This is a genomic window from Erwinia sp. BNK-24-b (genome assembly GCF_047456155.1).
Lineage (GTDB): Bacteria > Pseudomonadota > Gammaproteobacteria > Enterobacterales > Enterobacteriaceae > Erwinia > Erwinia phyllosphaerae.
In genome coordinates, this window is record NZ_CP179901.1 from 3,798,246 (window position 1) to 3,822,246 (window position 24,001).

Consider the following 24,001-nt stretch of genomic DNA (forward strand, 5'->3'; position numbering starts at 1 on the left):
AAGTGCTAAAAAAAGTCCTGCCTCTGCTGCTGCTCTGTTCGCTCCCTGCCGTTGCTGCCAAACCTGTGCTGACGGTTTATACCTATGATTCATTCTCTTCCGACTGGGGGCCTGGCCCGGCAATTAAAAAGGCCTTCGAAGCCGGGTGCGGGTGCGAGCTGAAATATGTGGCGCTGGAAGATGGCGTATCGCTGCTGAACCGCCTGCGTATGGAAGGGAAAAACAGCAAGGCCGATGTGGTGCTGGGCCTGGACAACAACCTGCTGGACGCCGCCAGAAAAACCGGCCTTTTTGCCGAAAGCCACGTTGATACGCATGGCGTTACTCTTCCCGGCGGCTGGCACGACAGCACGTTTGTTCCCTATGACTATGGCTGGTTCGCCTTTGTTTACGACAAAACTAAGCTGCAAAATCCGCCGAAAAGCCTGAAAGAGCTGGTGGAAAGCGATCGTCCTCTTAAAGTGATTTATGAAGATCCGCGCACCAGTACGCCGGGACTTGGCCTGCTGCTGTGGATGCAAAAAATCTATGGCGACCAGGCCCCTGACGCATGGCAAAAGCTGGCGAAAAAAACCGTTACCGTGACTAAAGGCTGGAGCGAGGCTTACGGTCTGTTCCTGAAAGGCGAAGCCGATATGGTGCTGAGCTACACTACCTCTCCGGCTTATCATCTGATTGAAGAGAAGAAAACGCAGTATGCCGCGGCCGACTTTAGCGAAGGCCACTATTTACAGGTGGAGGTTGCCGGTCAGCTGAAAACCAGCCAGCAGCCGCAGCTGGCGCAGGAGTTTATGCAGTTTATCCTGGCTAAGCCGTTTCAGCAGACCATCCCAACCGGCAACTGGATGTATCCGGTAACGGCCGAGAAGCTACCTGCCGGATTCGATACGCTGAACGTGCCGAAAACCTCGTTACAATATTCTGCTGCGGATGTTGCGGCGCATAAAAGCCAGTGGATCAGTGCATGGCAAAGCGCCGTCAGCCGCTAGGTAGCCTGCTTCCCGGCGCGACGGCGGCCATGCTGTTGACCGCTACTGCCGCCCTCGCCTTTACGGCGCTGTGGCGTAACGCGCCGGTTAGTGGCCCAGAACTCTGGCACGACAGCTATCTGTGGCACGTGTTGCGTTTCTCTTTCGGGCAGGCTTTTCTTTCCGCCATGCTGGCGCTGCTGCCCGCGGTGCCGCTGGCGCGCGCGCTTTATCGCCGTCGGTTTCCGGGAAGAACGCTCCTTCTGCGCCTTTGCGCCATGACGCTGGTTCTGCCGGTGCTGGTGGCCGTGTTTGGCATTCTGAGCGTCTACGGCCGTTCGGGCTGGCTGGCCTGGCTTTGCTCGCTGCTGCATATTCACTACACCTTTACGCCTTATGGCCTGCAAGGCATTTTGCTGGCGCACATCTTTTTTAATCTGCCGCTGGCGGCCAGGCTGCTGCTGCAAACGCTGGAGCAAATTCCGACGGAACAGCGGCAGCTCGCGGCCCAGCTTGGGCTTAACGGCTGGAACAGTTTTCGCCTGATGGAATGGCCATGGCTACGGCGGCAGCTGCTGCCTGCTGGCGCACTCATTTTTATGCTCTGTTTTGCCAGCTTTGCGACCGTACTGGCGCTGGGCGGCGGCCCGAAGGCGACCACTATCGAACTGGCCATTTTTCAGGCGTTAAACTTTGATTACGATCCCGGCCGGGCTGCGCTGCTGGCGCTGGTTCAGATGCTGTGCTGCCTGAGTCTGGTGCTGATCGGCCAGCGGCTAAGCAAAGCGCTGCCGTCCGGTAGCGCCAGCCTGCAAGACTGGCGCAATCCGCAGGACAGTCTGAGTGCAAAAATCCTTGACGGTACGCTGCTGGTACTGGCGCTGCTGTTGATCCTGCCGCCGCTGCTGGCCGTTATCGTCGATGGTCTTAACCCTAATTTGTTGACGGTACTGCAACAGCCTGCGCTCTGGCAGGCAACTTTTACTTCGGTACGTATCGCGCTTGCTGCTGGTCTTCTCTGCGTCCTGCTTACCGTTATGCTGCTGTGGAGCAGCCGCGAGCTGCGCCTGCGCCAGCAGCTTTTCTACGGTCAGCTGCTGGAGTTAAGCGGCATGCTGATTCTGGCGATGCCGGGAATTGTGCTCGCTACCGGTTTTTTCCTGCTGTTAAACAGTACGGTTGGTTTGCCGCAGTCGGCGGACGGTATCGTTATCTTTACCAACGCGCTGATGGCCGTACCCTATGCCATGAAAGTCCTCGAAAACCCGCTGCGTGATATCGCCGAGCGTTATAACCGACTTTGTCTGGCGCTGGATATTCGCGGGCTAAACCGCCTGCGGCTGATTGAGCTGCGCGCTTTAAAACGGCCGCTGGCTCAGGCGCTGGCTTTTGCCAGCGTGCTTTCGGTTGGCGATTTCGGGGTAGTGGCGCTGTTTGGCAACGAAGATTTCCGCACGCTGCCCTTCTGGCTTTACCAGCAGATGGGGTCTTATCGCAGTCAGGATGGTGCCGTTACCGCCCTGTTGCTGCTGCTGTTGTGCCTTCTTTTATTTACCCTGATTGAGAAACTGCCGGGACGCCATGCTGACGCTGAATAACCTCACCTGGATTTATCACCACCTGCCGATGCGCTTTTCTCTGTCTTTACAGGCTGGGGAACGTCTGGCGATCCTTGGCCCCAGCGGCGCGGGCAAAAGCACGCTGCTGAGCCTGATCGCCGGGTTTCTCAATGCCAGCAGCGGCGAATTACGGCTTAACGGTGAGGATCATCGGTTTACGCCACCAGCGCGGCGGCCGGTTTCCATGCTGTTTCAGGAGAATAATCTTTTCCCGCATCTTACCGTGACGCAAAACATTGGGCTGGGGCTGCATCCCGGCCTGCGGCTGAACAGCGAGCAACGTCACGCTTTATCAGCTATTGCAGCGCGCGTCGGGCTGGAAGATTACCTTGAACGTCTGCCGGGCGAACTTTCTGGCGGCCAACGTCAGCGCGCCGCACTTGCCCGCTGTCTGGTACGCCAGCAGCCCATTTTGCTGCTGGATGAGCCTTTTTCCGCTCTGGATCCGGCGCTGCGTAAGGAGATGCTGGCGCTGGTCGACGAAGTCTGTCAGGAAAGAAATATTACGCTGCTGATGGTTTCGCACAGCATTGAGGATGCCGCGCAAATTACATCACGCAGCGTGCTGGTCGTTGATGGGCGGATTTACTGGGATGGCAGTACGTCGGCTCTGCTTAACGGCGAGGTTAAGGCAGCGACCGTATTAGGAATTAACGTACGCTAAATATTCGGCGGCGGCGCGCTGGACGCCGTGTATGCGTACCGTCACAAAATAGCAAACTCGTGTTGGACGCAAATTTACTAAAAATTTTCCTTCTGAAAAGAAAACGTTAATAAATCCAGCGGCTTTTAACCGCTTCCGCACTATCAATGCTCGCAACGCATCAATCCATGCGTTAATTGCACTTATTTACGCCGTTCTCCTCCTCCAGTCTGCAAACCAGGCGCAGCGAAAAGCGTCACTGACAAACTGGAGAACACTATGCAACTTACTTCTGGCTCACCCCTGACTACCCGCGCCCGCATCGGCGCGATACTCCGCGTCACGTCAGGCAACTTCTTAGAACAGTTTGATTTCTTTCTGTTTGGTTTTTACGCTACCTATATCGCGCATACCTTCTTCCCGGCGAGCAGTGAATTCGCCTCGCTGATGATGACGTTTGCCGTGTTTGGCGCGGGCTTTCTGATGCGGCCTGTGGGTGCCATCGTGTTAGGTGCGTATATCGATAAGGTCGGCAGGCGCAAAGGGCTGATTGTTACCCTGTCGATTATGGCCGCTGGCACCTTTTTGATTGTGCTGATCCCGTCTTATCAAACTATCGGGCTTTGGGCACCCTTTCTGGTGCTGATGGGCCGCCTGCTACAGGGTTTCTCTGCCGGTGCGGAATTAGGCGGCGTGTCGGTTTATCTGGCAGAGATCGCCACCCCCGGCCGTAAGGGCTTTTATACCAGCTGGCAGTCGGGTAGCCAGCAGGTCGCGATCATGATTGCGGCCGCCATGGGCTTTGCGCTGAATGCGGCGCTGGCGGAAACGACTATCCGTGAATGGGGCTGGCGCATCCCGTTTCTGTTTGGCTGTCTGATCGTGCCTTTTATCTTTGTTCTGCGTCGTAAGCTGGAAGAAACCCAGGAATTTAACGCCCGCCGTAAACATCTGGCCATGAAGCAGGTTTTCAGCACGCTGCTGGCTAACTGGCCAGTGGTTATCGCAGGCATGCTGATGGTGGCCATGACCACCACGGCCTTTTATCTGATCACGGTTTATGCACCGACCTTCGGCAAAAAAGTGCTGATGCTCAGCGCTTCCGACAGTTTACTGGTTACGTTACTGGTCGCCGTTTCAAATTTTTTCTGGCTGCCCATTGGCGGCGCGCTGTCCGATCGCTTTGGCCGTAAACCGGTCCTGATTGGCATGACGCTGCTGGCGCTCTGCACCTCTTATCCTGCGCTAAGCCTGCTGGCCGCAGCGCCCGATTTTCACATGATGCTGGGCGTGCTGCTGTGGCTCTCCTTTATTTACGGTCTTTATAACGGTGCGATGATCCCGGCGCTGACGGAAATTATGCCGTCAGAGGTCAGGGTCGCCGGATTTTCGCTGGCCTACAGCCTGGCTACGGCAGTTTTTGGCGGCTTTACCCCGGTCGTCTCCACCGGCCTGATTGAGCTGACGGGCGATAAAGCCTCGCCGGGATACTGGATGAGCTTTGCCGCCGTGTGCGCTCTGGGAGCAACACTTTATCTCTACCGCCGCAGCGCCGTCCCTTTTCAACCAGCACCTAAACCATTCAGTTAAGGAAAAATCATGGGCAAAACATCTCGCTGTTTATCGCTGGCAGCTCTTTTCTTTCTTAGCGCGGGCGCTCAGGCACAAGAGCTGACGATAATGATATCCGGCGGCTTCAACGCCGCATGGCAAAAACTCGCACCGCGTTTTGCCGCGCAGGAAGGCTACAAGGTTGTGACGGTAACGGGGCCGTCGATGGGCAACTCGGCTCAGGCCATTCCTACCAGGCTGGCACACGGTGAAAAGGCAGACGTCGTGATTATGGTCGGTGACGCGCTGACAAAGCTGGATAAGGCAGGCTGGATCCTCAAAGACTCTCGCGTCGAGCTGGCCGACTCAACCGTCGGCGCGGTGGTCCGTAAAGGCGACGCGCCGGTTGATATCAGCACGGAAGAGGCGTTGCGCAATGCTTTATTAAAAGCCCGCTCTATCGCCTATTCAGACAGCGCCAGCGGCAGATATGTCAGCGGTCAGCTGTTTGAAAAGCTGGGCATTAAAAATGAAGTGCAGAACAAGGCGCACCAGATAGAAAGGGTTCCTGTGGCTTCCATGGTGGCTGACGGCAAGTATCAGCTGGGCTTTCAGCAGGTCAGCGAACTGCGTCCCGTTTCTGGCGTTACCTTTATTGGCGAGCTACCTGCCAGCATGCAGTACACGACCCGTTTTGCGGGTGCCGTGACGAAAACCTCCGCCCATCGGCAGGAGGCGCAAAAGCTGTTGCAGTATCTTTCCTCAGCGGCTGTACAGCCCACCGTACAGGCAACCGGTCTGAAAACGGTAAAAGCATCGCAGGCTGCTAAGCAGACGGATACCGTTCAGTAATCAGCTTTTCAAGCTCGGCGGCGACGTGAGACAGCACGCGCCCGCTGCGCCTGAGCAGGCCAACCGTTCGTTTCACTGCCGGTTCGGTCAGCGGCAGGCTGGTCAGGATGGAGTGGCCGGAAGACGGCAGCGACATAGCGGGCACGGCAGCAATGCCCAGTCCCGCTTCAACCATTCCCAGCATGGTGGTGACGTGCCGGGTTTCGCAAATGCTGGGGCGTTCCGGAACGATTTGTGCCAGCGCCTGATCGAGCAGATTTCTGTTACCGGACGTTTTATCCAGCCCGATCCACGCCTGCTGGTAAAACTCACGCCATGTCAGGCTTTTTCGCCCCGCAAGCGGATGCTCATGCCGACAGGCCGCCACATAGCTGTCCTCCAGCAGCGGCAGAAACTCGATATCCGCCTGCGTCCTGCCAGAAAAACTGATGCCGAAATCTGCCTGGCCGCTCACAACCGCGTCGTAAACATTGCTGGCGCTGCTGTCGATAAGCTTAACGCGCACACGCGGATAGCGAATTTGAAAACGGCGAATAACGTCAGGCATAAAATAGTAGGCCGCAGAAGGGACGCTGGCGACGGTGACCAGACCAGTACGGTTCTGGCTAACCTCGCTAAGATCCCCGACCACGTCCTCAAAGTCAGCCAGCAGCCGTTCCGAACGCTCGGCAAAACTCTGCCCGGCAAGCGTCAGGCTTACCCGCCGCGTGGTGCGTTCAAACAGCTTCAGACCCAGCGCGCCTTCCAGCTTGTCTATTCTGCGGCTTAGCGCCGACTGGGAAAGACAGATCGATTCTGCCGCAAGGCGGAAGCTGCCATATTCCACCAGCGCCCGAAAGGCATACAGATCGTTTAAATCAACATTTACCGGCATGGCTGCTCCTTGCGCTTGCAGCGCTAACCGATAAACACCTGCCACAACAGATTGCGGAATATCGGCATCATAGGATGGAACTGGATAGCCACCAGGCTCCCCACGCCTGCCACCATCATCAACGGTGACAGCCAGCGCAGACGGCTGGCTGGCAGATAAGGCGTTACCCAGTCGTTTTGCTTTTTAGCCCGTAGCCAGCGCCAGCAGAGCCAGCCGCCCAGCCATACCAGCAGCGCCACGCCTAACAGTAGCCATTTAAACATGCTGCTGCTGGCGTCTTTCGGTACGTCTATCGCCACGCCAGCCAGAATGCCCGGCAGCAGATATAAAGGCGGCCACAGCACGCAGCCAATCAGGTTAGGCGGAATAAATTTCTTTACCGGCAGCTCAAGCATCCCGGCGACCAGCGGGATCAGCGGCCGCGTCGGGCCAACAAACCGGCCAATGATAATCGTAAACATGCTGTGCTGATGCAGCGCATGTTCGGTTTTATCCATTAAAGCCTGATATTTTTTAATAAACGACCAGCGGTGCAGCGGCCCTTTAAACTGCCAGCCGATAAAATAGGAAAGCCAGTCGCCCAACAGACAGCCCACAATCCCCACGCCCCAGGCGGGATAAAGGCTAATTTGCCCACTACCGATCAGCGCGCCCAGCGAAGCCATTAACACGGTACCAGGCAGCAGCAGGCCGACCAGCGCCAGAGATTCAAAAAAAGCGACCAGCCCCACGGCCATCAGCGACCACGCAACGGATTGAGTTATAAGATGTTGTAGCCAGGCTTCCATACTTTTCACATTCTGCTTATCAGGAGGTCGGATTGTCCCGACCATCCCGGGATCCGTCAAGCGCTGTTTTGTATGGGGATGCGGAGATTTTCAACTGCTGCGGCAGTAAAAAAAGGGCCGTTAACCGAAGAAAAAATCGACAGCCCAGAGTCAGGAACTGTATAAATAAACATGTTATTATACGGACCAGCAGATTTTACGTCCGAAAGTATTCTGTTGAGGCCGCTGACAACATTAAAGTATCCCGGGTGTCCGCGCCCCGCATAGCGTTGTTCTGGATCCTGCCGCGCCCTTGTGAAAAGCGCGCGCCGGGATTTTCTCAGCACCCGCATTTTATCTATTCCTTCAGGAGGCTCAGGTGAACGACGCGCGCGCAGGCTTTCTGCTTACCCGCCACTGGCGAGATACGCCCGACGGCACGGAAATCGTGTTATGGCTGGCCACGGATGCCGGACCGCAGCGTGTGGTTCTGCCGCCGCAGGAATCGGTCGCTTTTATTCCGCAGTCGCAGCTGGCTCAGGCAGAAACGCTGCTAAAGACGGAGCGCGATTATCGTCTGGCTGCGCTAAAGCTAAAAGACTTTCGCCAGCGTCCGGTCGCCGGACTGTATTGCAAACAGTATCGCCAGCTGCAAAAGCTGGAAAAGCTGCTGCGGGAAAACGGCGTAATGGTTTATGAAGCCGACGTGCGCCCACCTGAGCGTTTTTTGATGGAGCGCTTTATCACCGCACCGGTCTGGTTCAGCGGCGAGACGGTCGGCAACAGCGTGACAAAAGCCCGCCTGAAGCCCAATCCCGACTATCGTCCGCCGTTAAAATGGGTATCGCTGGACATCGAAACCACGCGTCACGGCGAGCTCTACTGCATCGGCCTTGAGGGCTGCGGCCAGCGCGTGGTTTACATGCTGGGGCCGGAAAACGGCGATGCCAGCGGCCTGGATTTCGAACTGGAATACGTCGCCAGCCGTCCCGCGCTGCTGGAAAAGCTCAACGCCTGGTTTGCCAAGCACGATCCGGATGTGCTGATTGGCTGGAACGTGGTGCAGTTCGATCTCCGCATGCTGCAAAAACATGCCGATCGCTATGGTATCCCGCTGCGCCTCGGCCGTAATAATGAAATGCTGGAGTGGCGCGAGCACGGCTTTAAGCCGGGCATCTGGTTTGCCCAAGCGACCGGGCGGCTGATTATCGACGGCATTGACGCGCTAAAATCCGCCTTCTGGGACTTTCCGTCGTTTAGCCTGGAATCGGTCTCGCGCGAGCTGCTGGGTGAAGGCAAAGCGATCAATAACCCGTGGGACAGAATGCAGGAGATTGACCAGCGCTTTGCGGAAAATAAACCTGCGCTGGCGCACTATAACCTGAAGGACTGCGAGCTGGTGACGCGCATTTTCCAGCGCACCGAGATAATGCCTTTCCTGCTGGAGCGCGCCACCGTCAACGGGCTACCGGTCGATCGTCACGGTGGTTCAGTGGCCTCTTTCAGCCATCTTTATCTGCCGCGCATGCATCGCGCAGGTTTTGTCGCGCCTAACCTCGGCGAGGTCGCGCCACAGGCCAGCCCCGGCGGTTACGTTATGGATTCCCGTCCGGGGCTTTACGATTCGGTGCTGGTGCTGGACTACAAAAGCCTTTATCCGTCCATTATTCGTACCTTTTTAATCGATCCGGTTGGCCTGGCGGAAGGCATGGCGCGCCCCGACGAGAAAGAGTCGGTGAGCGGCTTTCTTGGCGCACGTTTTTCCCGTACTACCCACTGCCTGCCGGACATTGTTAGCCAGATCTGGCTGGGTCGCGAAGCCGCCAAAAAAGAGGGCAACAAGCCGCTGTCGCAGGCGCTAAAAATTATCATGAACGCGCTGTACGGTGTGCTTGGTACCAGCTCGTGCCGCTTTTTCGATCCCCGGCTGGCCTCTTCCATTACGCTGCGCGGCCACGAGATCATGCGCCAGACCAGAGAGCTGGTCGAAGCCGAAGGCTACGACGTGATCTATGGCGATACGGACTCTACCTTTGTCTGGCTAAAAACGCCGCATGACGAAGCGTCAGCAGCGGCCATCGGTCATCAGCTGGTAGAGAAAATCAACGGCTGGTGGCGAAACCATTTGCGGGAAGAAGCCGGACTGGAAAGCGCGCTGGAGCTGGAATTTGAAACGCACTTCAGCCGTTTCCTGATGCCGACTATTCGCGGTGCCGAACAGGGCAGCAAAAAGCGCTACGCCGGATTAGTACGCGAAGGCGCGACAGAAAGAATGGTCTTCAAGGGACTGGAAACGGTGCGCACCGACTGGACGCCATTAGCGAAAAATTTTCAGCAGGCGCTCTACCTGCGCATTTTTAAACAGCAGCCGTGGCAGGACTACGTGCGGGAAACTATCCGCCAGCTGCTGGACGGCGAGCTGGACGATCAGCTGGTCTATAGCAAAAAGCTGCGTCGACCGCTGGCGGAATACCAGCGCAATGTTCCGCCGCACGTCCGCGCCGCACGCATCGCCGACGAGCAAAATCAAAAGCTGGGGCGGCCTTTGCAGTATCAAAAAGGCGGAAAAATTCGCTACGTGATGGCGACCTCAGGCCCGGAACCGCTGGAAGTACGCCTGACGCCACTGGACTACGAACACTATCTTTCGCGACAGCTCCAGCCCGTGGCAGAGGGCATTCTTCCTTTTGTTCAGGGTGACTTTGCTACACTGGTAACTGGTCAGTTAGGGTTATTTTGACAGGTGACGAACGCGCCACCTTCCAGTACCATAGCGCCCTTCCTGCAAAACGAAACGAATCTGCCGGGCATGCATGCCGGGTGGTAGTGCTATTGCCTGAAATAACCTCTACGAGAATCGAGCCGAATATCTATGCCTTTTACACTTGGTCAACGCTGGATCAGCGATACGGAAAGCGAACTGGGATTAGGAACTATTGTTGCGGTAGATGCGCGCATGGTCACACTGCTTTTCCCCGCCACCGGCGAAAACCGTCTTTACGCTAAAAATGATTCGCCTATTACTCGTGTGATTTTTAATCCGGGCGACACCATCACCAGCCATGAAGGCTGGCAGCTGGAGGTCACGGAAGTCCAGACGGAAAATGGTCTGGTGACCTATATCGGTACGCGACTGGATACCGAAGAGTCTGACGTGGTGATGCGTGAAGTGATGCTCGACAGCAAGCTGGTATTCAGCAAGCCGCAGGATCGCCTGTTCGCTGGCCAGCTGGACCGCATGGATCGCTTTGCGCTGCGTTTCCGCGCCCGTAAATACCAGAGCGAGCAGTATCGTCTGGCAGTTAGCGGCCTGCGCGGCATGCGTACCAGCCTGATCCCGCACCAGCTGCATATCGCTCATGATGTGGGCCGCCGCCATGCGCCACGCGTGCTGTTGGCTGACGAAGTGGGGCTGGGTAAAACCATTGAAGCCGGGATGATTATCCACCAGCAGCTGCTGGCTGGCCGCGCCGAACGCGTGCTGATCGTGGTGCCGGAAACCTTGCAGCACCAGTGGCTGGTTGAAATGCTGAGGCGCTTTAACCTGCGTTTTGCCCTGTTCGATGACGACCGCTATGCGCAGGCCCGTCTCGACAGCGATAACGCTTTTGATACCGAACAGCTGGTTATTTGTTCGCTCGATTTCGTACGTCGTAATAAACAGCGTCTGGAGATGCTGGCAGAAGCAGAATGGGATCTGCTGATCGTTGACGAAGCGCACCACCTGGCCTGGCAAGAAGGCGAGCCAAGCCGCGAGTACCAGGTTATCGAGCAGCTGGCCGAGCAGATCCCGGGCGTGCTGCTGCTGACCGCAACGCCAGAACAGCTGGGAATGGAGAGCCATTTCGCCCGTCTGCGCCTGCTGGATCCAGATCGCTTCCACGACTTTGCTGCCTTTGTTGAAGAACAGCAGCATTTCCAGCCGATTGCCGACGCCGTTTCCGGCCTGCTGGCCGACAAAGCTATCGATAATGAGCAGATGAACAGGCTCAACGATCTGATGGGCGAGCAGGATATCGAGCCGCTGCTGCAGGTCGCCAACAGCGATCGCGAAGGCAAGCTGGAAGCGCGTCAGGAACTGATTAGCATGTTGATGGATCGCCACGGCACCAGCCGCGTGCTGTTCCGCAACACCCGTAACGGCGTCAAGGGCTTCCCAAAACGCGAACTGCACCAGATTCGCCTGCCGCTGCCGACGCAGTACCAGACGGCAATCAAGGTTTCCGGCATTATGGGCGCGCGTAAAGCGGCCGATGAACGCGCGCGCGACATGCTCTATCCGGAGCAGATTTATCAGGAATTTGAGGGTGATAGCGGCACGTGGTGGAACTTCGATCCGCGCGTCGAGTGGCTGATGGGCTTTTTAACCAGCAACCGCGACAGCAAAGTGCTGGTAATCTGCGCCAAGGCCGCTACCGCACTGCAGCTTGAACAGGTTCTGCGCGAGCGTGAAGGTATTCGCGCCGCCGTGTTCCACGAAGGTTTGTCCATCATCGAGCGCGACCGCGCTGCAGCCTGGTTTGCCTCGGAAGAGGACGGTGCCCAGGTGCTGCTCTGTTCGGAAATCGGTTCAGAAGGCCGTAACTTCCAGTTTGCCAGCCAGATGGTCATGTTCGATCTGCCTTCCAACCCGGATCTGCTGGAGCAGCGTATCGGCCGTCTCGATCGTATTGGCCAGGCGCACGATATTCAGATCCATGTACCTTATCTGGAAAAAACCGCGCAGTCGGTACTGGTGCGCTGGTATCACGAAGGGCTGGACGCCTTTGAGCATACCTGCCCGACTGGCCGTACGGTTTACGATAGCGTCAGCGGCCAGCTTATCGACTATCTGGCTTCGCCGGAAAACACCGAAGGCCTGGATGACTTTATCAGCGAGTGTCGCGAACTGCACAACACGTTGAAAAGCAAACTGGAACAGGGCCGCGATCGTCTGCTGGAGCTGAACTCCAACGGCGGCGAAAAGGCGCAGGCGCTGGCGGAGAAAATTGGCGAGCAGGATAACGACATTGAACTGGTCAACTTTGCGCTGAACCTGTTCGATATTGTGGGGATTAACCAGGAAGATCGCAGCGATAACCTGATCGTGCTGACGCCGGGCGACCACATGCTGGTACCGGACTTCCCTGGCCTGCCGGAAGATGGCTGTACCATTACGTTCGATCGCGGCCAGGCGCTTTCGCGCGAAGATGCGCAGTATGTCACGTGGGAACACCCGATCATTCGTAACGGTCTGGATCTGATCCTTTCTGGCGATACCGGAAGCTGCGCACTATCGCTGCTGAAGAACAAAGCGCTGCCGGTCGGCACGCTGCTGGTAGAACTGATTTATGTCGTGGAAGCGCAGGCGCCAAAACAGCTACAGCTCACCCGCTTCCTGCCGCCAACGCCGGTACGCATGCTGGTTGACAGCAAAGGCAACAACCTGGCGGGAAAAGTCGAGTTCGAAAGCTTTAACCGCCAGCTGAACGCGGTAAATCGTCATAACGGCAGCAAGCTGGTCAACGCGGTGCAGCAGGATGTGCATGCGATTCTGAAACTGGCAGAAAGCCAGGCGGCAGAAGAAGCGCGCAAGCTGATCGACATCGCCCGCGAAGAAGCCAACGAGAATCTGAGTGCAGAACTGTCACGTCTGGAAGCGCTAAGCGCCGTCAACCCTAACATTCGTCAGGACGAAATTGACGCGCTGGAAAGCAACCGCGAACAGGTTCTTGCTGCACTGAACGATGCGGGCTGGCGCCTTGACGCGCTGCGGCTCATCGTTGTGACGCATCAGTAATGACGGGGCGGCCTCGCCGCCCCAAACAGGCAAAAAGATGGAACCCTATAATCCTTCGCAAGATCCGTTGCCCGTGCTCTATCAGGATGAGCACATTATCGTGGTAAATAAGCCGAGCGGGCTGCTGTCGGTACCTGGCCGCCTGCCGGAGCATAATGACAGCGTGATGACGCGTATCCAGCGCGATTTTCCTGCGGTGGAATCCGTACATCGTCTGGATATGGCGACCAGCGGCATTATTCTCGTGGCGCTGAACAAGGCGGCCGAGCGCGAGCTCAAGCGGCAGTTTCGTGAGCGCGAGCCGAAAAAAACCTATCTGGCGCGCGTCTGGGGGCATCCTGAGCACGAGGAAGGGCTGATCGATCTGCCTTTAATCTGTGACTGGCCGCAGCGGCCAAAGCAGAAAGTCTGTTTTGAAACGGGCAAACCGGCGCAGACGGAATACCGGGTTTTAGAATATGGCAGCGATAACAGCGCGCGCGTGGAGCTAAAGCCTATTACCGGACGCTCGCACCAGCTTCGCGTTCATCTGCTGGCGCTGGGCCATCCCATTCTGGGCGATAACTTTTATGCGCATGAAGAAGCCAGAGCAATGGCGTCGCGTCTGCTGCTGCATGCGGAAATGTTAACGATTACCCATCCCAAATATCAGACGCCGATGACCTTCCGTCAGCCCGCTGATTTTTAATCTTTCCCTCCGGCTGTCCGGAGGGAAATTTTTCTGGTCAACAAATCAGCCAATACATTCCGTCAACACACAGGCATCCTTAACCCGCACGCCTTCGGTTTAGCTACAAAAGGCTGTTTATTTAAACCCTTTCTCGCGCTTGATTAAATCGTAAGCTGCCTGAATTTCCTGCGCTTTCTGCTTGGCCATCTCCATCATTTGCGGCGGCAAACCTTTTGCCACCAGCTTGTCAGGATGATGTTCACTCATCAGTTTACGATAGGCACGCTTGATGGTTGCCGCATCGTCGCCGCTTTTTACTCCCAGCACGCTACAGGCATCTTCCAGCGTTGGCCCGCGCTGCGCCTGAGCATAGCCTTGCGAACTGCCCCCCTGCTGATAGTGTCCCCCGCCGCCAAACTGCTGGCCGCCCTGCATCATGCGTAAAAATTGATCGAACTGGCTGTGTGAAATTCCCAGCTCTTCAGCAATGACATAAAGCACCTGGCGTTCATTGGGATGCAGTGAACCGTCCGCAAACGCCGCCTGGATCTGTATTTCCAGAAACATCCTAATCAGATCGAAACGGCCAAAGCAGGCGCTACGCAGTTCCCTGAGTTTGCTGCGCAAAGGATAATCGCCCTCTTTCCCCTGACGAAAAGCCTGCTGCGCCGCCGTCCTGGCCTCACCATGTAGCTGCATCCGGTCCATCAATAAAGAGGCCATCTGAATATCCGCATCGGTCACGCGCCCTTTTGACTTGGTCAGATGGCCCATAACCTGAAAGGTGGTGCTAAAAAAAAGCGCCTGACGCGTTTGCTGATTGGCGAAATAACCCTGTCCCTGAACCGCTCGCGCCTTATCAATCAGATGTCCAAAGAGCAGGCCGATAGCGAGTCCCCAAAAACCGGTGCCGCTTAACAATCCCAGCACAAGCCCAATTACTTTTCCCCAATAGCGCATATACTCCTCAATTCGCCATGCTGAAGGCTAAAAATTGCATTATCATACCCGTCATTTATCTCAGAGCCTAACGGCAACGCGGTCAAACAGTCCGGATAACACTAGCGCAACGCAGTTGAGTGCGTTAGTCTCTGACCGTTTGTCGGCATGATGCCAGCTATCACGGAATTTTCGATACCGCGTATGAAAAAACGACTACCTACTTTGCTGGCCACGCTTATCGGCTCAGCGCTCTACAGCCAGCAAGGTCTGGCAGACGATCTCACCTCACAGTGTATGCTGGGAGTGCCGAGCTATAACCGTCCTCTGGTTCAGGGTAAGAACACCAATGAACTGCCGGTTACTATCAACGCGGATCAAGCGAAAGGCAACTATCCTGATGACGCGGTCTTTAGCGGCAACGTCGATATTAAGCAGGGCAATAGCCAGCTGCTTTCCGACGAGGTGCAGCTGCACCAGCGGCAGCAGGCGGGTCAGCCGGCGCCGGTGCGCACCGTGGACGCGTTGGGTAATGTGCATTACGACGATAATCAGATCATCCTGAAAGGTCCGAAAGCCTGGTCTAATCTGAACACCAAAGACACCAACGTCTGGAACGGCACCTATCAGATGGTAGGCCGTCAGGGACGCGGTAGTGGCGATCAGATGAAGCTGCGCGGACAGAACCGCTATACCATTCTGGAAAACGGCACCTTTACTTCCTGCCTGCCCGGCGATAACAGCTGGAGCGTAGCGGGAACGGAAGTGATCGAAGATCGCGAGGAGCAGGTTGCGGAAATCTGGAACGCCCGCTTTAAGATCGGTGCGGTGCCGGTGCTGTACAGCCCCTATTTACAGTTGCCGATTGGTGACCGCCGCCGCTCGGGCTTTTTGATCCCTAACGCCAAATACGGTAGCTCTAACGGCTTCGAGTTTTTGCTGCCCTATTACTGGAACATCGCACCACAGGCCGATGCCACCCTCACGCCGCACTACATGAGCAAGCGCGGCATGCAGTGGCAAAATGAGTTCCGCTACCTGACGACAGCGGGCGCGGGCCTGGTTGAGTTCGATTATCTGCCTTCCGACAAGCAGTACACCAACGATGCGGCTACGCGCGGCATTAATGATGATAAAGACTCCAGACGCTGGCTGTTCTTCTGGAAGCATTCGGGCGTTTATGAGCAGAACTGGCGCTTTAACGTCGACTATACCAAGGTCAGCGATCCTTATTACTTTACCGATCTGGACTCTACCTACGGTGATTCGACCGACGGCTACGTCACGCAAAAATTCAGCGTAGGCTACGCAGAGAAAAACTGGGACGCGACGCTGTCGACCAAACAGTTCCAGATCTTCTCTACCCAGGCGAGCAACGACGTATACCGCGCCGAGCCGCAGTTCGATTTTAACTATTACCAGAACAGCGTTGGCCCGTTCGATACGCATCTTTATGCGCAAGCGGTCAAATTCACTAACGTTAACGAAGAATATCCGGACGCAACGCGTTTGCATCTGGAACCAACCATCAACCTGCCGCTGGCTAACGGCTGGGGCAGCATTAATACCGAAGCCAAACTGCTGGCGACGCACTATCAGCAGGATGATATTGAGTATTACAACAACAACGTCGATACCAGCAAAGTTAACCAGCTGAAAAGCAACGTTAACCGCGTTATGCCGCAGTTTAAGGTTGACGGCAAAATGGTCTTTGACCGCGATATGGACTGGTCAGAAGGCTATACGCAGACGCTGGAACCGCGTATGCAGTACCTTTATATCCCTTACCGCGATCAGAGCATGATCCGCGCGTACGACTCTACCTTGCTGCAAAGCGACTATACCGGCCTGTTCCGCGACCGTACTTACAGCGGCCTGGATCGTATCGCTTCCGCCAACCAGCTGACCAGCGGCGTCACTACGCGAATATTTGATAACGATTTGGTTGAACGTTTTAACGCTTCTGTAGGTCAAATCTACTCGTTTACCCCATCCCGTACCGGGCTGGAGAACGTAGACAGCGACGATCGCGGCAGCCTGGTTTGGGCTGGCGATACCTACTGGAAGATTAGCGATCGCTGGGGTGCGCGTGGCGGTGTGCAGTATGACACGCGTATCGACAACGTTTCCCAGGGCAACGCCGTACTGGAATATCGCCGTGATGCAGACCGCATGGTGCAGCTGAACTATCGCTACACCAGCCCGGAATATATCCAGCAGACGCTGAGCCAGATCACTAACCCTGGCTACCAACAGGGAATTTCGCAGGTAGGCGCGACGGCAAGCTGGCCAATCGCCGATGCCTGGTCGGTCGTTGGCGCCTGGTATTACGATACCAAGGCCAAACAGCCTGCCGATCAGCTGCTCGGCGTGCAGTATAGCTCTTGCTGCTACGCTATTCGTCTGGGTTACGAACGTAAGATCACCAGTTGGGAAAACGACAGCAGTACCTATGACAATAAAATCTCGTTCAACATTGAGCTACGTGGTCTGAGCCCGAGCTATAGCCTGGGCACCGGCCAGATGCTGCGTCAGGGCATTTTGCCTTATCAGCGCTCTTTCTGATGTTGTGATAATTAGTATGCCAACCCGCCGTGCGGATAGAAGAATGGAAAAAGTATGAAGAACTGGAGAATGCTGATCCTTGGTGCAGCGCTGACGGCAAGCACCGCGTTTGCAGCACCGCAAGTTGTTGATAAAGTAGCCGCCGTAGTCAATAACGGCGTCGTTCTGGAAAGCGACGTCGATGGCATGATGCGCTCGGTAAAAAGCCAGTCGCAGCAGGCCGGTCAGCAGCTTCCGGATGACAAAACGCTGCGTCACCAGATTATCGAACGTCTGGTAATGGATAATATTCTGCTGCAGATGGCAAAACAGGCCGGTATCCAGATTCAGGACGATCAGCTCGATCAGGCGATTGCTAATATTGCCGCGCAGAACAAAATGAGCGTCGATCAGCTGCGTAGCCGCCTGGCTTATGACGGCATGAACTATGCGACTTACCGCGAGCAAATCCGTAAAGAGATGACGATTGCCGAAGTGCGCAATAACGAAGTCCGTCGTCGCGTTACGATCCTGCCGCAGGAAGTGGATTCGCTGGCTACCCAGGTGGCCTCGCAGAACAACGCTTCTACCGAACTAAACCTCAGCCACATTCTGCTGCCGCTGCCGGAAAACCCAACGCAGCAGCAGGTCGACGATCAGGAAAAGCTGGCAAAACAGCTGGTTAGCGAAGCGAAAGGCGGTGCTGACTTCGGCAAACTGGCTATCACCTACTCTGCCGATCCACAGGCGCTGAAGGGCGGCAATATGGGTTGGGGACGCATTCAGGAGCTGCCTTCGCTGTTTGCTCAGTCGCTGGTTGTGGCGAAAAAAGGCGATATTATTGGCCCAATTCGTTCCGGCGTTGGCTTCCATATTCTGAAAGTGAACGATATTCGTGGCGATAAGCAGAATATCTCCGTCACGGAAGTCCATGCGCGCCATATTCTTCTGAAACCATCGCCGGTCATGACCGACGACCAGGCTCGCCAGAAGCTTATTCAGGTGGCTGCCGATATCAATAGCGGCAAAACTACCTTCGCTCAGGCAGCTAAGCAGCTTTCTCAGGATCCGGGCTCTGCTAATCAGGGTGGCGATCTGGGCTGGAGCTCGCCAGAAGTGTACGATCCCGCTTTCCGCGACGCGCTGCTGAAGCTGAAAAAAGGCCAGATGAGTGCGCCTGTACACTCTTCCTTCGGCTGGCATTTAATTCAGTTGATAGATACGCGTCAGGTTGATAAAACCGATGCGGCGCAGAAAGAGCGCGCCTACCGCCTGCTGTTTAACCGTAAATTCGCAGAAGAGGCGCAAACCTGGATGCAGGAGCAGCGTGCTTCCGCCTATGTGAAAATTCTGGATGCCAATGCTCAGTAATATGCGCGTGGCGATCACTCCCGGCGAACCTGCCGGGATTGGTCCTGATGTCACTCTGCAACTGGCCCAGCACAACTGGCCGGTTGAACTGGTAGTTTGTGCCGATCCCGCTTTGTTACGCGAGCGTGCAGCAAAGCTGGGTTTACCTTTGACCCTGCGCGAATACCAGCCGGGCGTTGCGGCGCAGCCGCAGATTGCCGGTACGCTGACGGTATTGCCTGTTGCTACAGCGCAGCCGGTAAAAGCCGGCGAACTGTGCGTTGCCAACAGTCAGTACGTGCTGGAAACGCTGGCGCGCGCCTGCGATGGCTGCCTGAACGGCGAATTTGCCGCGCTGGTTACCGGACCGGTACATAAAGGCGTCATAAACGATGCCGGTATCCCGTTTAGCGGCCATACGGAATTTTTCGCCGAGCGCGCTGGCTGTTCACGTGTGGTTATGATGCTGGCGACGGAAGAGCTGCGGGTTGCCCTGGCAACCACGCATCTGCCGTTAAAGGACGTTTCGGCCGCGATCACCCGTGACAGCCTGCACGAAGTCATCACCATTCTTCATGCCGATCTACAGAGCAAATTTGGCCTGCCCTCACCCCATATTTTCGTCTGCGGGCTTAATCCGCACGCCGGTGAAGGTGGTCATATGGGCCGGGAAGAGATTGATGTTATCATTCCCGCGCTGGACGAATTAAGGCACAGGGGAATACGGCTGACCGGCCCGCTTCCGGCCGATACGCTGTTCCAGCCAAAATATTTACAGCATGCTGACGCGGTTCTGGCGATGTATCACGACCAGGGTCTGCCGGTGCTGAAGTACCAGGGTTTTGGACGAGCCGTGAATATCACGCTCGGCCTGCCTTTTATCCGCACTTCCGTAGACCACGGCACCGCTTTAGAGCTGGCAGGCCTGGGTCAGGCTGATGCGGGCAGCTTTATTACGGCGCTTAATCTCGCCATCACCAATCTCAAGAGCAGTAATGAATAATCGCGTCCATCAGGGCCATTTTGCCCGCAAACGTTTCGGACAGAACTTCCTTAACGATCAGTATATTATCGACAGCATCGTCTCTGCGATCCACCCACAGTCCGGCGAAACCGTTGTCGAAATCGGCCCTGGCCTGGGCGCGTTAACCGAACCGGTTGGCGAGCGGCTGGAAGCAATGACGGTGATTGAACTTGACCGCGATCTGGCGGCTCGTTTACAGACTCACCCTTTTTTAGGGCCTAAGCTGACGATTTTCCAGCAGGATGCCATGACCTTTGACTTTGCGGCCTATGCCCGGGAAAAAGGCCAGTCTCTGCGCGTCTTTGGTAACCTGCCCTACAACATCTCTACGCCATTGATGTTTCACCTGTTCAGCTATACTAATGCGATCCGCGACATGCACTTTATGTTGCAGAAAGAAGTAGTGAACCGTCTGGTGGCGGGACCAGGCAGCAAGGCCTATGGTCGTTTAACGGTCATGGCGCAATATTATTGCCAGGTGATCCCGGTGCTGGAAGTACCGCCGGAATCCTTTACGCCTGCGCCTAAAGTCGATTCCGCCGTGGTTCGCCTGGTGCCTCACGCCTCTATTTTGCATCCTGTACAGGACATTAAAATCCTGAGCAGGATCACTACCGAAGCTTTTGGTAAACGCCGTAAAACTCTGCGCAATAGCCTTGGCCATCTGTTCTCGCTGGAGGCGCTACAGGAGATGAACATCGATCCGACACTGCGTGCGGAAAACATCTCTGTGGCCCAGTATTGCCAGCTGGCAAACTGGCTGTCTGCGCATCCCGAGCAGCCGCAGGAGAGTTAACCCGATGAACGATACGCCCCGAGTTTGTGTGCATGTACAGAGCGCTTATATTTCGTCGCAGTCTGCGCCGGAAGAGAACCGCTACGTTTTTGCCTACACCATTATTATCCGTAACCTGGGGCGTACCGCCGTGCAACTGCTGGGCCGCCACTGGCTGATTACCAACGGTAACGGTCGCGAAACGGAAGTTCAGGGCGAAGGCGTGGTCGGCGAGCAGCCCCATATTCAGCCCGGCAGTGAATTTCAATATACCAGCGGGGCCGTCCTTGAAACCCCGATGGGCACCATGCAGGGACACTATGAGATGATCGACAGCGAAGGCGAAACCTTTCGCGTGGCGATCCCGGTGTTCCGACTGGCCATTCCCAGCCACATACACTAATTCTGATTGCGATTCGGGCTTTCCCGACGCAGAGGTTCGGATTGTTTATGAGCACTTACCTGATTGGCGATATTCACGGCTGTTACGATGAACTGCAGTCGCTACTGGAGCAGGTGGCTTTCGATCCTGCTCAGGACACGCTATGGCTAACGGGCGATTTAGTGGCTCGCGGTCCTGCTTCACTGGAAGTTCTGCGCTACGTTCGCTCGCTTGGCGACGCGGTTAAGCTGGTGTTGGGCAATCACGATCTCCATCTGCTGGCCGTTTTTGCCGGTATCAGCCGCAATAAACCCAAAGATCGCATCACTTCACTGCTGCAGGCGGAAGATGCTGACGAACTGATTAACTGGCTGCGCCGCCAGCCGCTGCTGCAGGTAGATGAAGAGAAAAAACTGGCGATGGCGCATGCCGGGATTACCCCGCAATGGGATATTGAAACGGCAAAAAGCTGCGCGCGTGAAGTGGAAGCCGTCCTCTCCAGCGACACCTATCCCCTGTTTCTGGACGCTATGTATGGCGATATGCCAAATAACTGGTCGCCGGAGCTAAGCGGCCTGGCACGTCTGCGCTTCAGCACCAATGCGCTAACCCGTATGCGTTATTGCTTTCCCAATGGTCAGCTGGATATGATCTGCAAAGATACGCCCGCTTCCGCACCGGCCCCGCTAAAACCCTGGTTTACCATTCCCGGTCCCGTCGCGCGTGATTACACTATCGTGTTTGGTCACTGGGCTTCGCTGGAAGGGAAAGGCACGCCGGAAGGCATCCTGGGGCTTGATACGGGCTGCTGTTGGGGAGGAAACCTGACCATGCTGCGCTGGGAAGATAAGGCGTGGTTCGTGCAGCCGTCAACGCTTAAAAGCACGGTGGAAGAATAATCTTCAGGGCGGATAATTATCCGCCCTGAAACTTAACGGCGATCGAGGATTTCGAAGCAGTAGCTGTGGGTGTTCTTTTCGTCAGCGTCATGAAATTCGCTGAAGGTTGACTGCCACTGATCCGGCTCGTAGTCAGGAAAGGTGGTGTCGCCTTCAACTTCAGCATCAATATGCGTCAGATAAAGCCTGTCCGCTTTCGCCAGGAATTGCTCGTAAACGCGACCGCCGCCAATCACCATAATCTCTTCCGCCCCGCCTGCGGCCTGCAGAGCATCTTCAATCGATGACACCCAGGTAACGCCTTCGGTCTGGCCCGGCTGGCTACTGATGACGATATTCAGCCTGCCCGGTAATGCACGACCAATAGACTCGAAAGTACGGCGTCCCATAATGACCGGCTTGTTCAGGGTGTTCTTTTTAAACCAGGCCAAATCGGCTGGCAGATGCCACGGCATGGCATTTTCCATCCCGATAACGCGGTCGGTCGCCATGGCTGCAATCAGGCTTATCATCTGAGAATACTCATAAGGTGTAAAATTGGCGTCATCATACGGAAAGGCGAAAGTTTCGTCGATAGCTAAGCAGAGGGAATTAAGTAAAGGTTTATCAGGATATCGTTTGCGTGTATTTTGCCAGAACTTCAGGCTAAAATAAGCTCAGCAACGTGCTTAAAAACTCCCCTTTCCTGTAGAAGCCTTAGAACATCATGTTAGAAACCAGCTTACTTATTTTCACTATCTCTGCGCTGGGCATGCTTTCGCCCGGCCCGGATTTTTTTCTGATTATTAAAAACGCCGCACGCTATCCGCGCCGCGCCGCGCTGATGACCGCGCTTGGCGTTAACTGTGCTGTGGCAACGCATATGACCTACTGTGTAGCAGGCCTGGCAGTCGTCATTACCACTACGCCATGGCTGTTTATGCTGCTTAAGTACGCGGGCGCGGCTTACCTGATTTATGTGGGCATCCAGGCACTGCTTTCTCGCGGCAACAGCAAAATGGATCTCAGCAATGTTGCGGCGGAAAACACCTCGCTGAAAAAAGCTTTTATGCAGGGCTATCTTTGCAATCTGTTAAATCCTAAGGCGACCTTGTTTTTCCTGTCTATGTTTACTCAGGTTCTTAACGTCCATTCAGGCCTGGGCGAAAAAATCTGGTACGCGGGCATTATTCTGACGCTTTCATCAATCTGGTGGCCAACGCTGGTAGTGCTTATTCAGAGTGCGCCGGTGCGTCGCGGCCTGGCTAAAGCGCAAAAGATTATCGACCGGTTATTGGGTACGGTGCTTATCGCCTTCGGTATTAAGGTCGCCCTCTCCTGATGCTCTTTGTTCCGCTGGTTTACGACTGGCGGAACCTCTCCCCTTTCCGCTTTTCTTCATCCTGCGTATAGCTTTTTCAACCGACTTGCGAGACATCACGCAGCATCGACATTTCATGGCGGCATTCAGGCGGTTCTACAGGCAAAATAGCGCCTGAAATTTGATCGAAAGCATAGAACCATCCTTCAGATGGGGATAGTTTATCCAAAGAAAGGAGATAAGGCAGTGGACGCCATCTTTATTGAGTTGCCACCTTTTGCACGTCATCGTGCAGAATATCTTTCTGATGAAGCTTTTCGTAGCCTGCAAAATTTATTGCTGCTTGCTCCCTGCTGTGGCGATGTGATGCAGCACACGGGCGGACTGCGTAAGCTCAGGCTGGGCGACGATCGTCGACATAAGGGAAAGCGAAGCGGCCTGCGGATTATTTATTACTGGTGGCCGGAAAAGTCGCAGTTTCTGCTTTTCACGCTGTATAGCAAAGGCGAAATGGACGACTTAACGCTTGCCCAACAAAATCTGCTGCGCCAGCTACTGGATTACCATCTAACGGGAACGGAACCATGAAAAAACGTCAGCTATTTACCGAACTGGTCGAGGGAATGGATGCCTGGGGCGAGATGAACGCAGGTAAAAAAACCCTTAAAACACACCGACTAAGCATTGAGCGCGATATTGCAATGCCTGCCAGCGAACTCCGTCAGATCCGCGAGTCGCTGCAGCTTTCGCAGGGGCTATTTGCCCAGTATCTGCATACCGGGCTAACCACCTATCAAAACTGGGAGCAGGGCCGCGCCCGGCCTAACAATCAGGCTATTTTACTGATTAAGATGGTGGAAAAAGATCCAGCGCTGCTGCAAAAACTGGCCAGCCTCTCACGGTAAAACGGATGGGGTGAAACATTGGTCACATACAGCCAGCATCAGCGGTGAACGGCCAGGCATAGATGCACGGTTAAATTCAGCATTGAACAACCAGGCATAGATGCACGGTTAAATTCAGCATTGAACAACCAGGCATAGATGCACGGTTAAATTTAGCATT

21 protein-coding genes are annotated in these 24,001 nt (G+C 55.4%); 17 read left to right on the forward strand and 4 right to left on the reverse strand.

Annotated elements, in window-relative coordinates; all coding sequences use genetic code 11:
• Positions 1-2 precede the first annotated feature (2 nt).
• The 5 genes from thiB (at position 3) to ACMGGR_RS17435 (ending at position 5,633) form a co-directional block, all read left to right on the forward strand.
• On the forward strand, positions 3-989 hold the full coding sequence (gene thiB / locus ACMGGR_RS17415; RefSeq protein ID WP_414147440.1) for a thiamine ABC transporter substrate binding subunit: 987 nt from the start codon (positions 3-5) through the stop codon (positions 987-989).
• Positions 965-2,566 (forward strand): thiamine/thiamine pyrophosphate ABC transporter permease ThiP, encoded by a 1,602-nt coding sequence (gene thiP / locus ACMGGR_RS17420; RefSeq protein WP_246758146.1) that lies wholly within the window; start codon positions 965-967, stop codon positions 2,564-2,566. Before thiB ends, thiP begins: the two co-directional genes overlap by 25 nt.
• Positions 2,550-3,251, forward strand: coding sequence for a thiamine ABC transporter ATP-binding protein ThiQ (gene thiQ / locus ACMGGR_RS17425; protein WP_414147441.1), 702 nt, complete (start codon positions 2,550-2,552; stop codon positions 3,249-3,251). The genes thiP and thiQ overlap by 17 nt, the downstream gene beginning before the upstream one ends.
• Positions 3,252-3,509: 258 nt before the next feature.
• Positions 3,510-4,820 (forward strand): MFS transporter, encoded by a 1,311-nt coding sequence (locus ACMGGR_RS17430; RefSeq protein ID WP_246758144.1) that lies wholly within the window; start codon positions 3,510-3,512, stop codon positions 4,818-4,820.
• Positions 4,821-4,829: 9 nt separating this feature from the next.
• Positions 4,830-5,633, forward strand: coding sequence for a molybdate ABC transporter substrate-binding protein (locus ACMGGR_RS17435; protein ID WP_414147442.1), 804 nt, complete (start codon positions 4,830-4,832; stop codon positions 5,631-5,633).
• Here the strand turns inward: ACMGGR_RS17435 and ACMGGR_RS17440 are convergent.
• Entirely contained in the window at positions 5,608-6,507 is a 900-nt protein-coding gene (locus tag ACMGGR_RS17440; protein ID WP_414147443.1) for a LysR family transcriptional regulator, read from the reverse strand. The two genes, ACMGGR_RS17435 and ACMGGR_RS17440, sit on opposite strands and share 26 nt — an antisense overlap.
• Before the next feature lie 23 nt (positions 6,508-6,530).
• Positions 6,531-7,295: a DedA family protein gene (locus tag ACMGGR_RS17445; RefSeq protein WP_246758649.1), complete on the reverse strand. Its 765-nt coding sequence runs from the start codon at positions 7,293-7,295 to the stop codon at positions 6,531-6,533.
• A 358-nt stretch (positions 7,296-7,653) separates the two neighbouring features.
• Between ACMGGR_RS17445 and polB the strand changes: the two genes are divergently transcribed.
• The 3 genes from polB to rluA all read left to right on the forward strand — a co-directional run bounded on the left by polB (position 7,654) and on the right by rluA (position 13,741).
• Positions 7,654-10,014, forward strand: coding sequence for a DNA polymerase II (polB, locus tag ACMGGR_RS17450; RefSeq protein ID WP_414147444.1), 2,361 nt, complete (start codon positions 7,654-7,656; stop codon positions 10,012-10,014).
• A gap of 132 nt (positions 10,015-10,146) precedes the next feature.
• Positions 10,147-13,053: an RNA polymerase-associated protein RapA gene (gene rapA, locus ACMGGR_RS17455; RefSeq protein ID WP_414147445.1), complete on the forward strand. Its 2,907-nt coding sequence runs from the start codon at positions 10,147-10,149 to the stop codon at positions 13,051-13,053.
• A gap of 37 nt (positions 13,054-13,090) precedes the next feature.
• Positions 13,091-13,741, forward strand: a complete 651-nt coding sequence (gene rluA / locus ACMGGR_RS17460; RefSeq protein ID WP_414147446.1) for a bifunctional tRNA pseudouridine(32) synthase/23S rRNA pseudouridine(746) synthase RluA — start codon at positions 13,091-13,093, stop codon at positions 13,739-13,741.
• A 117-nt stretch (positions 13,742-13,858) separates the two neighbouring features.
• On the opposite strand, the gene djlA is transcribed toward rluA, so the two are convergent.
• Entirely contained in the window at positions 13,859-14,683 is an 825-nt protein-coding gene (djlA, locus tag ACMGGR_RS17465; RefSeq protein WP_246758137.1) for a co-chaperone DjlA, read from the reverse strand.
• 147 nt (positions 14,684-14,830) lie between these two features.
• On the opposite strand from djlA, the gene lptD reads away from it, so the two are divergent.
• From lptD to apaH, 6 genes are read left to right on the forward strand one after another with little or no spacing between them, the layout of a single operon-like run.
• Complete coding sequence (gene lptD, locus ACMGGR_RS17470; RefSeq protein WP_414147447.1) at positions 14,831-17,227, forward strand: LPS assembly protein LptD; 2,397 nt, start codon at positions 14,831-14,833, stop codon at positions 17,225-17,227.
• 54 nt (positions 17,228-17,281) lie between these two features.
• A complete protein-coding gene (gene surA / locus ACMGGR_RS17475; protein WP_246758135.1) occupies positions 17,282-18,577 on the forward strand; it encodes a peptidylprolyl isomerase SurA in 1,296 nt (431 codons plus the stop codon).
• On the forward strand, positions 18,567-19,559 hold the full coding sequence (pdxA, locus tag ACMGGR_RS17480; protein WP_414147448.1) for a 4-hydroxythreonine-4-phosphate dehydrogenase PdxA: 993 nt from the start codon (positions 18,567-18,569) through the stop codon (positions 19,557-19,559). Before surA ends, pdxA begins: the two co-directional genes overlap by 11 nt.
• A complete protein-coding gene (rsmA, locus tag ACMGGR_RS17485) occupies positions 19,552-20,376 on the forward strand; it encodes a 16S rRNA (adenine(1518)-N(6)/adenine(1519)-N(6))-dimethyltransferase RsmA (protein ID WP_246758132.1) in 825 nt (274 codons plus the stop codon). The genes pdxA and rsmA overlap by 8 nt, the downstream gene beginning before the upstream one ends.
• A gap of 4 nt (positions 20,377-20,380) precedes the next feature.
• Entirely contained in the window at positions 20,381-20,758 is a 378-nt protein-coding gene (apaG, locus tag ACMGGR_RS17490; RefSeq protein ID WP_246758131.1) for a Co2+/Mg2+ efflux protein ApaG, read from the forward strand.
• Between the two features lie 47 nt (positions 20,759-20,805).
• Positions 20,806-21,636 carry a bis(5'-nucleosyl)-tetraphosphatase (symmetrical) ApaH gene (apaH, locus tag ACMGGR_RS17495; RefSeq protein WP_414147449.1) on the forward strand — a complete coding sequence of 277 codons (831 nt, stop codon included), beginning with the start codon at positions 20,806-20,808 and terminating at the stop codon, positions 21,634-21,636.
• A 32-nt stretch (positions 21,637-21,668) separates the two neighbouring features.
• Here the strand turns inward: apaH and folA are convergent, their stop codons facing one another.
• Positions 21,669-22,148, reverse strand: coding sequence for a type 3 dihydrofolate reductase (folA, locus tag ACMGGR_RS17500; protein WP_246758129.1), 480 nt, complete (start codon positions 22,146-22,148; stop codon positions 21,669-21,671).
• A gap of 194 nt (positions 22,149-22,342) precedes the next feature.
• Here folA and ACMGGR_RS17505 point away from each other — a divergent pair, with 194 nt between their 5' ends.
• The 3 genes from ACMGGR_RS17505 to ACMGGR_RS17515 all read left to right on the forward strand — a co-directional run bounded on the left by ACMGGR_RS17505 (position 22,343) and on the right by ACMGGR_RS17515 (position 23,841).
• Positions 22,343-22,957, forward strand: a complete 615-nt coding sequence (locus ACMGGR_RS17505; RefSeq protein ID WP_246758128.1) for a LysE family translocator — start codon at positions 22,343-22,345, stop codon at positions 22,955-22,957.
• 225 nt (positions 22,958-23,182) lie between these two features.
• Positions 23,183-23,524: a toxin gene (locus ACMGGR_RS17510; RefSeq protein ID WP_246758127.1), complete on the forward strand. Its 342-nt coding sequence runs from the start codon at positions 23,183-23,185 to the stop codon at positions 23,522-23,524.
• Positions 23,521-23,841 carry a helix-turn-helix domain-containing protein gene (locus tag ACMGGR_RS17515; RefSeq protein ID WP_246758126.1) on the forward strand — a complete coding sequence of 107 codons (321 nt, stop codon included), beginning with the start codon at positions 23,521-23,523 and terminating at the stop codon, positions 23,839-23,841. Before ACMGGR_RS17510 ends, ACMGGR_RS17515 begins: the two co-directional genes overlap by 4 nt.
• Positions 23,842-24,001 lie beyond the last annotated feature (160 nt).